At 39.1% G+C, this 16,442-nt stretch carries 11 protein-coding genes; 3 read left to right on the top strand and 8 right to left on the bottom strand.

What is annotated here, in order from left to right:
• Positions 1-6: 6 nt before the first annotated feature.
• Positions 7-2,241 carry an ABC transporter permease subunit gene (locus P20495_RS02165; RefSeq protein WP_033016368.1) on the bottom strand — a complete coding sequence of 745 codons (2,235 nt, stop codon included), beginning with the start codon at positions 2,239-2,241 and terminating at the stop codon, positions 7-9.
• 382 nt (positions 2,242-2,623) lie between these two features.
• Here P20495_RS02165 and P20495_RS02170 point away from each other — a divergent pair, with 382 nt between their 5' ends.
• The 3 genes from P20495_RS02170 to P20495_RS02180 all read left to right on the top strand — a co-directional run bounded on the left by P20495_RS02170 (position 2,624) and on the right by P20495_RS02180 (position 6,794).
• Positions 2,624-3,130, top strand: coding sequence for a glycine cleavage system protein R (locus P20495_RS02170; RefSeq protein WP_007375981.1), 507 nt, complete (start codon positions 2,624-2,626; stop codon positions 3,128-3,130).
• Positions 3,131-3,226: 96 nt separating this feature from the next.
• Positions 3,227-5,314, top strand: coding sequence for a polyphosphate kinase 1 (gene ppk1, locus P20495_RS02175; RefSeq protein ID WP_008138883.1), 2,088 nt, complete (start codon positions 3,227-3,229; stop codon positions 5,312-5,314).
• On the top strand, positions 5,307-6,794 hold the full coding sequence (locus P20495_RS02180; RefSeq protein ID WP_008138881.1) for an exopolyphosphatase: 1,488 nt from the start codon (positions 5,307-5,309) through the stop codon (positions 6,792-6,794). Before ppk1 ends, P20495_RS02180 begins: the two co-directional genes overlap by 8 nt.
• A gap of 47 nt (positions 6,795-6,841) precedes the next feature.
• Here the strand turns inward: P20495_RS02180 and P20495_RS02185 are convergent, their stop codons facing one another.
• From P20495_RS02185 to P20495_RS02215, 7 genes are all read right to left on the bottom strand, one after another.
• Positions 6,842-7,297: a hypothetical protein gene (locus P20495_RS02185; protein WP_008138879.1), complete on the bottom strand. Its 456-nt coding sequence runs from the start codon at positions 7,295-7,297 to the stop codon at positions 6,842-6,844.
• A gap of 200 nt (positions 7,298-7,497) precedes the next feature.
• Positions 7,498-10,617, bottom strand: coding sequence for an efflux RND transporter permease subunit (locus P20495_RS02190; RefSeq protein ID WP_008138877.1), 3,120 nt, complete (start codon positions 10,615-10,617; stop codon positions 7,498-7,500).
• 8 nt (positions 10,618-10,625) lie between these two features.
• The gene (locus P20495_RS02195; protein ID WP_008138876.1) at positions 10,626-12,197 is read right to left on the bottom strand and encodes an efflux RND transporter periplasmic adaptor subunit; all 1,572 of its coding nucleotides are present in this window, start codon (positions 12,195-12,197) and stop codon (positions 10,626-10,628) included.
• Positions 12,187-13,563: a TolC family protein gene (locus tag P20495_RS02200; RefSeq protein WP_008138875.1), complete on the bottom strand. Its 1,377-nt coding sequence runs from the start codon at positions 13,561-13,563 to the stop codon at positions 12,187-12,189. Before P20495_RS02200 ends, P20495_RS02195 begins: the two co-directional genes overlap by 11 nt.
• A gap of 256 nt (positions 13,564-13,819) precedes the next feature.
• A complete protein-coding gene (locus tag P20495_RS02205; RefSeq protein ID WP_306304990.1) occupies positions 13,820-14,182 on the bottom strand; it encodes a hypothetical protein in 363 nt (120 codons plus the stop codon).
• 94 nt (positions 14,183-14,276) lie between these two features.
• Complete coding sequence (locus P20495_RS02210) at positions 14,277-14,891, bottom strand: paraquat-inducible protein A (protein WP_033016366.1); 615 nt, start codon at positions 14,889-14,891, stop codon at positions 14,277-14,279.
• 2 nt (positions 14,892-14,893) lie between these two features.
• Positions 14,894-16,159, bottom strand: coding sequence for an EAL and HDOD domain-containing protein (locus P20495_RS02215; protein WP_007375971.1), 1,266 nt, complete (start codon positions 16,157-16,159; stop codon positions 14,894-14,896).
• Positions 16,160-16,442: the final 283 nt, after the last annotated feature.

Here is a 16,442-nt window from a genome sequence, read left to right as displayed (position 1 = left end):
CTCCACTTACATTGAGCTGTATTTTTCACGTAGTTGCTGACGAACAAACTCAGCCACTGTGTTAAAAATGAAGGTGAATATGAATAGTACAAAAGCGGCTAAAAACAAAATTCTATAATGTGAACTACCCACTTCTGACTCTGGCATTTCCACCGCAATATTTGCCGCAAGAGTACGCATGCCTTGGAAAATACTCCAATCCATAATAGGTGTATTACCTGTCGCCATTAATACAATCATTGTTTCGCCAACTGCACGGCCTAACCCCATCATTACTGCTGAAAAAATACCTGGGCTGGCTGTTAGTAATACAACACGCACAAGCGTTTGCCACTGAGTAGCTCCCAGAGCTAATGAACCGTTTGATAAATGTTTTGGCACACTAAATACCGCATCTTCAGCAATCGAAAATATAGTAGGAATAACCGCAAACCCCATCGCAATACCAACAACTAACGAGTTTCGCTGATCGAACGTCATGCCTAATTCATTCGTTAAATATTGACGAACATTGCCATCAAACATCCACAGTTCTATTGTTTCGCTCATTGCGAACGAAAACCAGCCAATAAGTAACACAACCGGAATAAGGATGATTGAATGAGAACCTTCTGGTATTTTATGGCGAATGCTTGCTGGCAACTTTGTCCAGCCTAATGCCGTACCTAAAATGCCCAATGGTAGTAATACTAATAACCCAACAATGGCTGGCAAATGCTCTTCAATTAAAGGAGCCAACCAAAGGCCAGCTAAAAAGCCTAAAATAACCGTGGGTAATGCTTCCATTATTTCTACGGTTGGTTTCACTACCTTACGAAGCTCACTCGACATAAAGTAGGCTGTATAAATAGCTGCAGAAAGTGCAATAGGTACCGCAAATAACATGGCATAAAATGCTGCCTTTATTGTGCCAAACGAAATAGGTACGAGTGAAAACTTAGATTCAAAGTCATCACTTGCTGATGTTGACTGCCAAATATAACCCGGCTCAGGGTAGCCTTCGTACCATACTTCTTCCCATAGCGCAGACCAGGTTACCTCAGGGTGTTCGTTATGTATTTCAAGTACCGTAAGTTTATTGTCAGCTAAAATTAATGCGGCGTTAGAGCGTGGTGCAATAGCAAAGTCTTTAATAGCACCTTCACTCACCTTGCCTTGCCATAATTTGGCTTCGCTTGTTGTATAGTACACACCAAGTTCGCCATTACTGCTGGTAGTAAAAAAAGTTCGGCGATAAAACTCTGTAAATATATTTAACTTACTTTGTTTACTTGTTTCAAATGAGCGGATTTTTTGATATTCACGACCAGTCTCAGTATTTACTTCAAACCATTGTGAAACCTCACCATTATCATTAGCAAGCATCAATGAGTTAGCACCGGCAAGTAATTGTGCAGATACTATATTTGCATTTTCTTCATTTGCCGAAAGTAATTGAATTAGCTCAACGTCGCTTGAATCACGTGTATCGTATACATAAATTTGATTAGCTGAACGAATAAAAGTACGCGTTGTATCAGGTGAAATTAAAAGCTCATCGACGCGCCCTTCAATGTTCAACTCAGTACGTTCAACAACCCATTCTACCTCGCCAGTAAACATGTTTTCTTCAGCTACAAAGCTACTAAACAAAACACGTTTGTCAGCCGTTAATGCCACAACAGCTGTTTTATCTTCATAATGACTAAATGCAAAACGCGATATAGCAGCGCCTTCTTCATCTACTTCTAGCGCCATTTCGCCAAGTGGGTAATCAACTCGCGGCGTTAATTTACGTTCATTATTTGGAAACGTGACTAAAAATTTAGGTGCAACAATCACCACCGAACCGTTTTGTAAGCCATAGGCATATTGCCCCTGAAACGGTGCGCTGGTCGCAAAGCTGCTCACTTCACTTGGTAGTTCTACATCAAGTGTTTTAAGTTTTTTACCAAAACTAGCTTTTTCTACATTGTAAAAGTCTACATTGCCTTGCTTGCTAAGTAAAAAAGCAACTTCTGTTTGCTCTTCAACACCTAAACCAACAATTTGATCTGCATTGGCAACATTGAAACTGTCGCGCTTTTCAACTTTTGCTGATTCAAAAATCGGTTGTACTACATAAAGGAGGTAGAAAAAAATTAATAGCAGCGCTATTAATACCATTACTCCACCTGCGGTTATGCCAAACTTGGCAAACCGATCTTTAAATAGACGGCTTCGATCCGTATTAAAAGTCGGCTTATTCGGATTGGAAGTCATCAAAACACCCTTAAATCTTAACGTTGCATAAATTATATTTCATCAAGATGACAGTATTGTTACAGCGGTAATAATAAGCCTTTTTAGCCAGCTAATAACAAGGTGGTTTAATTCATTGCATATTTTGCATTAAACGAATAGTTTATAAGTGAACTTAATTATAAATTTATTGGACAAAGTATTTATCGAGGTCAATACTTAAAGGCGCCTAATAAATAACAATAGCAATGAGCTAAGCACTTAGTGCACATTGCTAGACGCGCACAACTCTAGGGTTTGAACCTATCGTTTATAAAACAACCCATAATATTTAGATTTAAGTTAGATAAACACTTAATGCCTATGCATTTACCTTCTTTGGGCTTAAAAAAGAGAATTATTTATGAAGCAGTTGGTTATAACAATTTTAGGGAAAGATCGCCCTGGCTTAGTAGAAAGCATCTCAACCATTATTTTAAAAAATAACGGTAATTGGCTCAGCAGTAATTTAAGTCATTTGCTTGGTCACTTTGCGGGGATCATACAGCTAGAGGTCGCTGAAGAGCATTTACAATCACTTCAAAATGCATTAAACGCATTGCCTAAGCTTGATGTACGTATTGAAACCGGCAATACAGAAATAGAACATGTTGAACTTGAACAGCTAAACTTTGTGATTACAGGAAACGATCGCCCTGGAATAGTACAAGAACTTGCCAGTGTTATTCGCCATAAGGGCGCTAACATTACACATTTAAACTCAAGGCAACAGAGCGCCCCAAACTGGGGAGTCCCTATTTTTAGCGCCGTAGCTACCATAACATTACCTAATGGAATGAATAAAGATGAAGTAATTGATGCTCTCGAATCGATAACTAGTGATTTGATTGTTGATGTTGAAGACGTTTAACCTTCCTTGATGCGTGTCATAAACCTGACACGCATGTCATTTTAATGTCATGAACTTGCACTATATTTTATTTAGCATCTAATCGCGGAATAAAATATGAATGCCCATACAGGAAAAACGCAAGTTATTGAATATTTTGCAAAAGAGTTAAGCTGGCTATCGTTTAACGAGCGCGTATTACAAGAAGCAAAAGACAAAAGTAACCCAATCATTGAGCGTATGCGTTTCTTAGGTATCTTTTCAAATAACCTTGATGAGTTTTTCAGAGTTCGAGTGGCCGATGTTAAGCGCCGTATTTTATTAAGCAAACTACCTGATGCTAATTTTGAAGAAGACGAAGTTCTTTTAGGCCAAGTACAAAAAAAAGTATTATTGCTTGGTAAAAAATTTAACCAAGTTCATCAGCAAATTTTAAGTGACTTAACCGCACATAACATCCATGTTGATCGTCCTGAAAAGCTAAGCGAATTCCATTTAAATTGGTTGAAAATTTACTTTAATGACAATGTACTACAGCATATCTCGCCCATATTACTTGATGAAAATAAAGATTACTCAGATTACGTCAACGACACCATGACCTATCTATTCGTAGAAATGTGTGACGAAAAAAGCCATTACGCTATGCTCGAAGTACCCACAGACCGCGTGCCAAGATTTATAAATTTACCGCCTGAAAAAACTCGTCGCCATAAAACTATTGTGATGCTTGATGACGTTATTTTATATTTTTTAAATGATGTATTTAATAGCTTTTTTAGTTTTAAAACAATTCAAGGTTACTCAATTAAGCTTACTCGCGATGCAGAATATAACCTTGATGACGAACTAGAAGAGGGCTTATTAGATAAAATGTCTAAAGGCCTCAAACAGCGTATTTACGCAGAGCCCGTTCGTTTGGTATATGACGAAACCATGCCTGATAATATGCTTAAAGTAATGAAAAAGCGCCTGAGCGTAACTCATCACGACGCACTTATCCCAGCAGGCCGTTATCGTAACTTTAGAGACTTTATAGCCTTTCCTAATGTAGGGCGTCAGTACCTTGAAAATAAACCGCTGCCGGCATTACAAAGCGCTGCATTTAATAAACACACCAGCGTATTTGATGCTATTAGCGAACAAGATATTCTCCTTTATTATCCGTACCACACATTTAACCACTTACTAGAGTATGTGCGTCAAGCAGCATTCGACCCAAAAGTTACGCAAATTAAAGTTAATATTTATCGCGTTGCCAGTAAATCTCGATTGATATCATCACTCATCAATGCCGCTAAAAATGGTAAACAAGTCACTGTAATGGTCGAGCTAAAAGCTCGCTTTGATGAACAAAATAATATCGAGTGGGCAAAGATATTAAGCGGCGCAGGTATTAGAGTGATTTTTGGTATACCCGCGTTAAAAGTACACAGTAAGTTATGTATTATTCATCGTAAAGAGAAAGGTCAAATAGTAAAGTATGCACACATTGGCACTGGTAACTTTCACGAAAAAACAGCAAAAATCTATACCGACTTTAGTTTATTCACAAAACATGTTGGGATCTGCGAGGAATGCGATAGCGTATTTAAATTTATAGAAAGTAGCTACAAACCTTTTAATTTTGAATACTTAATGCTGTCACCTGTAAATGCTCGTGACACTTTACTTGATTTAATCGATAAAGAAATTCAGCATGTAGAGAACGGTTGTGCAGGTAAAATTACTATTAAAGTAAACAACCTTGTTGATAAACAGCTTGTTGATAAACTCTACTACGCTGGTCGTCGCGGCGTTAAAATACGTATAATTATACGTGGCATGTGTTCATTAATACCAGGGGTAGCTAGATTTAGCGACAATATAAGAATAATAAGCATTGTAGATCGCTTTTTAGAACACCCAAGGGTAATGGTTTTTGGTAATAACGCAAACGACAAAGTTTATATTTCATCTGCTGATTGGATGACCCGTAATCTCGATCACCGCGTTGAGGTGGGCGTGCCTATTTTAGATGCGAAATTAAAGCAGCTCATTATTGATATTCTAGAACTGCAATTTAAAGACCGTACAAAAGCACGCTTAATCGATAGCGAACAAAAAAATGCCTATGTAAGACGTGGAAACCGTAAAAAAATCCGCTCGCAAATAGCGATTTATGACCACCTAAAAAAGTGGGAAGGTAACTATAATAATGGATGATCACCCCTCTATTGCCGCTGTCGACTTAGGCTCTAATAGCTTTCATTTAGTGGTTGCCCGTGAAGTGGATGGCACACTGCAAATTCTGCATAAAGAAAAGCAACGTGTATATTTAGCTGACGGGCTAGACGATAAATTTAGGCTAAGCCAGCAAGCAATTGATCGTGCCTTAATAGTGCTTAAACAATTTGCAAATACTCTACAAGACTTCCCTGCATGTAATGTAAAAGTAGCTGCAACGTATACTTTTAGACGAGCTAAAAATATCCATGCATTCTTAACACAAGCCAGTAAGATCTTTCCATTTCATATTGATGTTATTGCAGGGCAAGAAGAGGCACGGCTCATTTATCAAGGTGTCGCGCATTATGTACACAATGAAGAAAACCGCTTAGTAATTGATATTGGCGGCGGCAGCACCGAGCTAATAATAGGTAAGCACTTTAAACATAAGTTACTCACAAGCCGAAATATAGGGTGCGTAAGTTATACCAAGCAATTTTTTAGTGACGGCATAATAAACGCCAAACGCTTTAATAAAGCAGAGATAAAAGCAGAACAAGAAATAGAGGTTATTTTTGCTAATTACATCAATGAGGGTTGGCAAAACGTTATTGGTACATCTGGCACTATTAAATCTATTTTGGCTATGGTGGGCGCCCAAAACCCGCATCAGCCTTGTATAACCTACAATGATTTAGTCACCCTTAAACAGCAATTCATAAATGCCAAACATAGCGATAATTTACTCATTGAAGGTTTAACACCGGAACGACAGCAAAGTATTTGTGGCGGTTTAGCGATACTCATTGCTATTTTTAGAGAGTTTTTGATTAAAGAACTAACTTATAGTGATTTTTCGCTACGTGAAGGTTTATTACATGAAATGCAGCAAAAGTTGGCCGATAAAGACATTCGTAGCAATACCATTAATAACGTAAGTGATAGATACACTGTAGATAAAGCACATGCAATCCGTGTTACTAACACTGCAACTTGGCTTTATGAGCAACTTAAAGCGCCGTGGCAGCTTAATAACAATGATGATATTGCTTTGTTAACATGGGCTGCTAGTCTTCACGAAATTGGCCTATCAATTAACTCTTCGGGTATTAATAAACACAGCGCTTATATTGTTGCTAACAGCCAGCTGCCCGGCTTTACCCAACAAGAACAGATAATATTAAGTTCGTTGATTCGCTTTTACCGGAAAAAAATTAGGCTCGATGAGTTACCTGAATTCATAACTATTTCTCAGCAGCAAGTGCTCAAGCTTATTACTATTTTGCGTTTAGCGATTCTATTTAATCAAAAACGCCAAGTAAGCCAAAAACCCAATATGGAAATTAGCGCAAATAGCACCGGCTTATTTATAAAATTTTGCGATAACTACCTGCAAGAACACACACTACTACAAGCTGATTTAATACAAGAACAGCGTTACTTAAAGAAAGTGGGTATAGCGCTTGATTGCTCCTAAAACTAACATATATCAAAAGTAGGATCAGTAATACCCCGCTTTTTCAGCTACATATCCATATGACGATTCGTACTTTGCATCATTTGCTTTATACCTTGCTTTTCCAGCTCTAGTATTTGTTGCAGCTTTTCTTGTCCGCTTTGGGTTTCGGCGCGTTCAAGTAAGTATTCGTATAACTCAATTACTTTTTGATGCTGCCGTGCTAAATAGCCTTGAATAACTTCTTCATCAAATTGCTGATCTTTACTAATATCTTCAAAAGTAATTAGCTCAGGGTTTTTAGCAAAGTATTCATAACAGTACGTATCGAGCGTATTTATTTCGGTTATCGCCTTAAACCCGACCAAATCTTCGGCGAGTTTTTTTTCATAATTTAGGTAGTAGTCCACCAGCATTGCATTATGTTCATCAAGTAAATCCTTTACGCTATGAAAATTGGCCGCCATTTGTGTATGAAACAAAACGGTCCAATCGTATACCTCTTTAATTGTTTTAACTTGCATGTGCATTCCTTACTTAGTTGACTGTATAGGTAGTACACTGCGTAAAGCGTGCCAATTAAAAAGCTATTTAAAAACAATCGGTTAGTTTGTGCATGAGTAATAACTAGCTATTTAACAGAACAACTTACAAATTATAGGTAATTTTTATAGAGCAATGCGTGGGAAGTAACCGCACTGCTCTATCGTCTTGTTGCTTTATATTATTTAAGTCCTTGTTTGCGCCACAGTAGGTAAACCGCAGGAATAACAAGTAAAGTAAGTACAATTGCACTTCCCATACCGCCAACCATAGGCGCTGCTATTCGGCTCATTACTTCGCTTCCAGTACCGGTGCCATACAGCACAGGTAGCAAGCCAATAATAATGGTCGCGACAGTCATCATAACCGGGCGTACTCGAAGCCCTGCTCCTTCAATAATAGCTTGCTGTAATTGCACTAAGCTAAGCGGTTTTCCGGCTTGCTCTGCTTCGAGGCACTTTTCTTGATAGGCTTGGTTTAAATACACCAACATAATGACCCCTATTTCTACCGCTACCCCTGCTAAGGCAATAAAGCCTACACCTACTGCAACTGAAAAGTTAAAGCCCTCTAAATACATTAGCCATACGCCACCAATCATTGCCAGTGGCAACGTAGCCATAATAATAGTGACCTCAGCAAAGCTTCTAAAATTAAGGTAAAGCAACACAATAATTATTGCTAATGTAAGTGGTAATACATAAGTCAGTTTGTCTTTAGCACGCTGCATGTATTCATATTGCCCAGCCCACGTAATTGAGTAGCCAGCTGGTAGTATTAGGTCTTTATCGAGCACTTGCTGAGCGTGCTCAACGTAAGTACCAATATCAACGCCATCTATATCAATAAAGCTCCAACCGTTTAAACGTGCATTTTCGCTTTTTATACCAGGCGGTCCATCTTCAATAAATACATCAGCAACATCACCAAGTGCTATACGCTGCCCTGTAGGCGTTACAATGGGTAACAACATTAGCTCTTCTGGCGAGTCTCTGTATGCTTGCGGGTAACGCAAATTAACTGGGTAGCGCTCTTGCCCTTCTACCGTTTGTGTTACGTTTGTGCCGCCTATTGCAGTAGATACAACTTGCTGTACGTCGCTAATGTTTAAACTATAACGCGCGGCTTTTTCACGATTTATATCTACTTTTATATAACGTCCACCGGCTACTCGCTCTGAGTAAACCGATGCAGTGCCTTGCACATCTTTTAATAACACTTCTATTTGTTGACCAATTTTTTGAATTTCACTCAACTTTGGTCCCGCAACTTTAATGCCCACAGGGGTTTTAATACCGGTTGCGAGCATATCAATACGTGTTTTAATTGGCATTACCCACGCATTCGTCAACCCCGGAAACTTAACCAAACCGTCGAGTTCTTTTTTTAGTTTTTCAAGAGTCATCCCCTCGCGCCATTCGTTTTTTGGTTTTAACTGAATAAACGTCTCTATCATTGTAAGCGGCGCAGGATCTGTTGCTGTTTCTGCTCGCCCAACTTTACCAAATACTGTTTTAACCTCGGGTACTGTGGCAATTAGCTTGTCGGTTTGCTGTAGTATTTCGCGCGCTTTACCTACCGATAAACCAGGATACGTTGTGGGCATATACATTAAGTCGCCCTCATCAAGTGGCGGAATAAATTCACTGCCTATTTTGTTTACCGGATAAAAGCCAATAACAGAAACAACCACCGCGAGTACCAATGTCATTTTTGGAAATTTAAGCACCCAGTTAAGTAGTGGGCGATACGCTGCGACGAGTAATCGGTTAACTGGATTTTTTTGCTCCGAAATAACTTTACCTCTAATAAAGTAACCCATTAATACCGGCACTAAGGTAATCGCAAGCCCAGCAGACGCTGCCATAGCATAGGTTTTAGTGTAAGCCAGTGGCGCAAACATACGTCCTTCTTGCGCTTCTAAAATAAATACCGGCATAAAGCTGACGGTAATAATTAATAAACTAAAAAATAATGCAGGACCCACTTCACTCGCCGATTTAGCCACAACTTCCCAGCGGTTTTCGTTGGTAAGTGGCGTTTTTTCCATATGTTTGTGCATATTTTCAATCATAACGATAGCGCCGTCGGTCATTGCGCCTATCGCTATTGCAATTCCCCCTAAAGACATAATATTGGCGTTAATCCCCTGCCAATACATAATTATAAATGCCGTTAAAATGCCAAGCGGTAACGTAATAATTGCCACCAATGATGAGCGCACATGAAACAAAAACACCACACACACTAAAGCAACTACAATCAGCTCTTCAATTAGCTTACTTGTTAGATTATCTACCGCGTTATTAATTAAGTTGGAGCGATCGTACACAGGGACTATTTCAACGCCCTCTGGTAATCCCTTTTTAAGCGATTCTAATTTTGCTTTTACCAGCTCAATAGTTTTTTGTGCATTTTCGCCATAGCGCATAATAACGATGCCGCCGGTCACCTCGCCTTCACCATTAAGCTCTGCAATACCACGGCGCATTTGCGGCCCGACTCTAATATCAGCTACATCACGCAATTGCAGCGCAGTACCGTTGGCGTTTACGCCAAGCGGAATAGCTTCTAGGTCGGCAACACTCTTAATGTAGCCAGTGCTTGTTACCATGTATTCAGCTTCAGCCATTTCAACTACCGAGGCGCCCATCTCTTGGTTGCCTTGCTGGATAGCGGTTTGAATAAGGCTAAGCGGAATACCATATGCACGTAATTTATCGGGCTCTACATTGACTTGGTATTGCTTAACCATGCCACCAACAGCAGCCACTTCAGAGACTCCTGGTACGGTTTGTAGCTCAAACTTTAAAAACCAATCTTGTAAGCTTCGTAGCTGACTAATATCGTGTTTATTTGTTTTATCAATTAGTGCGTATAAGTAAATCCAACCTACGCCTGTTGCATCAGGGCCAAGCTCTGGCGTAGCGCTGTCGGGTAATCTACTCGCTACTTGGCTTAGGTATTCTTGTACTCGGCTACGCGCCCAATACAAATCAGTTTTTTCATCAAAAATAACGTAAACGTACGAGTCACCAAAAAACGAAAAACCCCTTACAGTTTGTGCACCCGGCACAGAAAGCATTGCAGTGGTGAGAGGAAATGTGACTTGGTCTTGCACTACTTGCGGCGCTTGTCCCGGATAAGTAGTTTTTATAATGACCTGAACATCAGATAAGTCAGGCAAGGCATCCACGGGCGTATTTTTTATCGCAAACAACCCTCCACCTAGTAAAATTAATGTAAGCAACAACACAAAAAAGCGATTGCTAACAGACCAGCGAATAATGGCAGTTATCATAATGACTCCTAGTGAGAACTATGTTGCATAGGTTGCATAGGTTGCATAGTAGAATGATCAATCGCCTCTGCGTTTTGCGCTTTAGTGATTACAAATTCATCATTAATAATGCTAAAAGTAAAATTAATATACTGGGCATTTTCAAACTGAGTAATATCAATATCTGGCGCTAATACAAAGTCCATTGTGGCGGGTTCTCGATTCCATTTTTCAATGGCTTCTCGACTAATATTTATAATGCGATTTTGTATATCTATGGCATTAATAGTGCCGTTAACCGTGGCGCTTTGTGGCTGCATATCCATGTTCATATTAGAGCCTGAACCAGAATCCGACCCCATACCTGAGCTAATACCAGAACTAGGTATTTCCATTCGTTTAAAGTCGGAGCTTTTACTCGACTCAGAATCTATTAAAAATTGCGCTGAGGTCACTACCGTGTCACCTGTCATTACACCTGACAAAATGACCGCTTCATTACTATTAATTTGCCCAACTTCGACTTCTACCGATTTAAAACGCCCCTCACCTAATGCAATAACCACACGGTTTTGATGCTGCGTGCGAATTACCGCTTCTTTAGGGACTGTAAATTGCGCTTTACTCGCTTTAGCGTGAATGCTCACTTGTGCAAACATATTTGGTTTTAACCGATGATCTGCATTTTCAAACCTGAGCCTTACACGCAGAGTCCGGTTTTTAGCATCAAGCGCGGGGTAAATGTAATCAACCTTACCTTCCCACTTTTGACCTTTTAAGTAATCAAGCGTCATTGTTACAGGTAAACCAACGCTCACTTGCTCTGATTGGCGCTCGAAAACTTCTGCCTCTACCCAAATTTCATCAAGCTGAGCAATACTCATCATTGATGTGCCTGGTTTAACGTAAAAGCCTTCTCGTACTGTTAGCTCATCTACCACACCACTTTGCTTTGCGTAAAAAGTAATATTTTGCATTATCGTTTTATTTTTTTGTAAGCGCTCGATAAATCCATCAGACACATTTAACGACTCTAAACGTGCCTTTGCTGCGCGAATTAACACGGTATTATTACGATTCACCGCCAATAAAAACTCTTCCTGTGCATTCACCAATTGTGGTGAATACAAAGTATATAAAGGCTCACCAGCTTTAACTTGGGCACCTTGCGCTTTAACATATAAGCTTTCAATCCAGCCCTCTACACGCGGATGAATGTGAATAAGTTGGTCTTGGTTATATTGCACATAACCTACAGTATTTATATCGCTGTGAAGTGTTTTAAGCTGCACTTTGGCGGTTCTTACCCCCAAGTTATTAACTACTGCAGGCGAAATAGTTACTGCACCTGGTCCATCCTGAGCATTGCTATCGTTTTCATATACAGGGACTAAATCCATTCCCATTGGCGACAGCCCTGGCGCGTCACGCCTGTAATTACTATCCATAGGGGCTACCCAATATAAGGGCTGTTTTTCAGCACTTTGCTGTTCATGCATTGCCGAGTTACTAGGTAAAAACTGCATTACTAAGGCGCCAATTAACGCAAATGCGCCCGCACCAACTAAGGCAGCAACAAGTAACTTTAAATTAGTATTCATTGTGTAATTCTCCAGTTTGCTCGCTCATTACTTGGGGGTCTAAGCTACTTGCATAATAATTAAGGCGAGCGGTAATAATATGCTGATCTACTTGAATATTAAGCGCGTCTATTTTGGCGTTAAGCTCACTAATACGCGCGCGCATCACGTCAGAAAAATCCCCATCGTCGCGCGTATAAGCATTAAGTGTTGCTTGAGATTGCTCTGACATTTGCGGTAATAACGTACTTTGATAAAGCGCATCGCGTTTTTGCAAACGAACGAGTTGGCTAAACTCCTTAAAGTACATGCCTTTGAGTTTTTGAAGCGCCACCAGCTTTTGTGTTTTAGTAGCTTCTGCACTAGCAATAGCCGATTTAACCTGTTGATCTTGTCTGTTATCAGTAAACAATGGCAAATCAATACTAAACCCTACCGAAAGTAAATCAGCTCGCGACTCCCCCATAGGCGTATCATCTCGGTAACCATAACCCACATTAACGCCCATTTGAGGTTTGTAGCTTTGCTTAGCGAGCGCAACTTCGGTTTGCTTTGCGGTGACGGTTTTGTCTATCGCAATAATTGCGGGATGCGCCATAAGCAACTGTATTAATTTATCAAATTCAATGTTTGCAAAATCAACCAGCCCTGTGATTTTAGTAAATTCGGCATTTAAAGGCTGCATAAGCATATTCATAGGTAACCACTGTGCTAAACGGTTTTTAGCACTTTCAAATTGCTGCTCAAGCATAACCAGCTTATCTTCAAGGCGAGTGAGCTCTAATTGCGCACGAATAATATCTTGCTGGCGTGTTTTACCTAAGGTACTTGCGTAGCTTGCTTCGGTAATTTCAATAAGCTGAGTAAATAGCCCTTTATCTTGCTCAATTAAAGCAATACTTCGCTGAGCACGATACGCGTTTAACCACGACTCAATCACAATTGCTTTTACTTGTGCTAAGCGATCGGCGCGCTGCCAAGGATATTGTTGAGCAGACTGAGCTAATGCCTTTTGTTTAAGTGCTAAACTATTCCCTCGGCTAAACTTTTGGCTCAAATCGACTTTAAGCTGCGTCATCCCTTCTTGATCAAACGCATAACCGTTAGTAGGTAAGTTAAGTAAGCCAACCGTTAAAACAGGATCGGGTAAGGTGCCTGCGGCAATACTTTGCGCTATTGCGGCATCTTCTTGGTAGCCACTCGCTTTTAGCCATGGCTCATGCGTTAGTGCATAATTAAGCGCTTGCGTTAAGCTAAGCGTTCGCTCATTGCGGGCTTGCTTTAGCGTATCGATATTTAGGTTATTTGAATTGTTTTGCGCATTAACAGCTGTGCTAAATAACACAACACTACATAATACGGCTTTAATACTTACAGCGTGGTTCATCACCTGCTCCATCTAAAAATAAAGAAAATCTTAAATTAGGAAGCAAAAAAGGTGTTTAGGAGTTTTACAAAAACCTTTTATATCAATTGCATTGAATTAATGTTCTATTATTGCGGTAGGGAAATAGCTCTATAAAAAGGAAAAAATTACGCAGTATAGTTGCTTTATATAAGTAATTTTTAACGCAGTTAGAGAGTTATTTAGTTCCTAAAATGAGCATGTTTTCAATAAAATTGATATTACACCTATCCTGCTATTAAGCAGACATAGGAGGACGGTAGAGTGAACGAGGTATATTAATTTGTGTAGTAAATACACTTATATTTACTTTTTCAGATTCAAGTAAAATAACGCTAAATAAAGTATCAACATTAAGCATTGAATTAGCAGCGCAGCCACTCATAGGGCATTTGCAATCATTTTGTGGCGTACTTTCGTCGTCGCAACAATCCATCTGCATCATATTTTCAGACATGCTAGCAACAGCTGTTGCATCACTACTGTGTGTCATTGGCATTTGGGCATGCATTGCTGTTTTTGTTGGCATATGTGGCATTTCGCATACCATAGCTACAGACGCAACTGCCTGACCCACAAAAGTGAGCAGTAAAGTTATCATGAGTAAACTAGAGTAAAAACGTTGCAACATTATGCCTTTTAATAAATTTTAAAATGATTGTAAGATAACCTAACGGCAACCACAAATACTTTAATTATGTAGACTGCGGTTTATCAGGTGTTTTAATTAAGTTACTCGCTATAATTGCAAATATACAATATGCGCTAAAATACCAAAAGCCCTCACCAAATTGTGCATTCATAACAAGTAGCTCACCACTTTTACCATGAGCGTTACCTGCTAGATAAGTCACTATTAATGCAATAACAAATACATCAACCATGCTCCACTTACTTAATGCACAAATAACCAGACCGAGCTTTTGCTTAAACCCATTCAAAGGTAGGCAACAATAAAGCAATTGTAATAGCAGCTTCAAGCTTGGAATAACAATAGAAAACAACCCCACTAAAGCAGCTACAAGTAAATTGTTATTATTAGCAAGTTCTTTAACTGTACCTAAAATACTTTGTGTTTTGTTATAGGCGCTAATCTCGCCCTCTAACTTATCAAGCCCTAGCATATTCGAGAACATCATTAGCATGCTGCGAGTCCGGCCATCACCCTCTTCAGCCAGCATTTCAATACCCGCTTGCGCTAACTTTGATTTATCTATGTTGCCCTCTATTGTTAATACTGGTTTTGTAATACCAGGAAACAATAAACAAAGAGCAACCACTACACTTATAACCGACAACCAATTACGCATATTCAATCAACCACAACCTCTATTACATCATCACTATAAAGCATCGACTCTAAAACAAAGTTATAAAGTTTCTCAATTGGGAGCTGTGGATTGATTTCTTTTAAGGTTGTATCAACTAATGACCAGTTTTTATTTTCGATAGCTTTGGCAAGAATTAAGCAATCGCCTAGCACCCCAGAGCCATGTAATAAAGCATCAGTGATATCTTTGTTTAGTGTAAATTCTTTAACAATACTATTTAATTCAATATCCAAAATGGCATCAAGCATTGAGAACAACCCAACTAAATAGCCTTGCTGAGCCAAATCACGACTTTCTTCAGTTAAAATTAACTCTATTAACCTTGCTCGCACAAGTGCAAATTTAGTGAGCTCTGTCGGTTTATCTATACCTAAGTCACTGAGAGCTAGTACGCGGACAAACTGGCGAATAACGTCTTCGCCTAGATACACTACAGCTTGCGAAATAGACGTAATTACTAAATTACTATTTCCTGAGCGTGCATTAGCTAATTTCAAAATACGCGTGGTAATACCAACATCTCTGGCTACACGCTGATGTATCTCCTCAAAACATAAAGACTCTTTTGACGTTGATTTAAGTAAATCAAACACAGTAACTTTTGAAGGATCGATACCACTGTAAGTTAGCATTTCTGGACGAGCAAAAAAGAACCCCTGAAATAAGTCACATCCAGCAGTTTTTAGTACTTTAAACTGCTCGTGTGTCTCTATACGCTCAACAATAATTTTACAGTGAGGGTATTTACGCTTAAGCTTTTTTACGTGCATATTAGTTTTTATTATGGGCTCATCGGCCTCTATTTTTATATAACTAACAAGTGCTAATAATGGCTCCCACTTTGCATCGCCATCATAATCATCAAGTGCAAAAGTGTACCCCTCTTTTTTTAATGACGTAACACGTTTAGCTACTTCATCTATATTCACTGTGCGTTCTACAATTTCAATAACCGTCATTTCAGGATTTAATAATTTAGGGAAGTCATCGAGTAATGCATCCGTTGATAAATTAATAAATGCCAGTTGATGCGCAGTAAGCTTTTCAGCACCTACCAACATAAGCGTATTAAAAAATAAACGGCTCGTTGCATGTTCATCACTTGTACCTACTGGAAAGGCGTTATTTGATGAATTCCTATACAGCAACTCATACGCAAAAACCTCTTTTTCAGCATTAAATATGGGTTGTCTTGCTACATACTGCGTAAGAGTAGGAGTTAAAGTTGGTGTATTAGACACTTTCAATAGGTTTAGCCTGTAAGTTCATGTGTGCAATTAGCACTTATATAGTTACTTTAATACATGTGACAAATTAAAAGTATAGTAAAAATATCTTAATCATTGCAAACAACTAAAAGTAAATCATATAAAAGGATGCTCAACTAAATATAAAATAGCGATCTATTGCCATCGTTTTTATTATCAAACCTCCCGCAGACACATTACACATATTGCATAAACGCCTTACAAAAAGAATAAACAACTGGGCTTGTTGACCTTTGTGGATTGAAATTTGTTCAATCGAGGG

The organism is Pseudoalteromonas sp. BSi20495, assembly GCF_000241185.1.
GTDB classification, from domain to species: domain Bacteria; phylum Pseudomonadota; class Gammaproteobacteria; order Enterobacterales; family Alteromonadaceae; genus Pseudoalteromonas; species Pseudoalteromonas fuliginea.
This window is presented reverse-complemented; position numbering and strand designations above follow the sequence as displayed.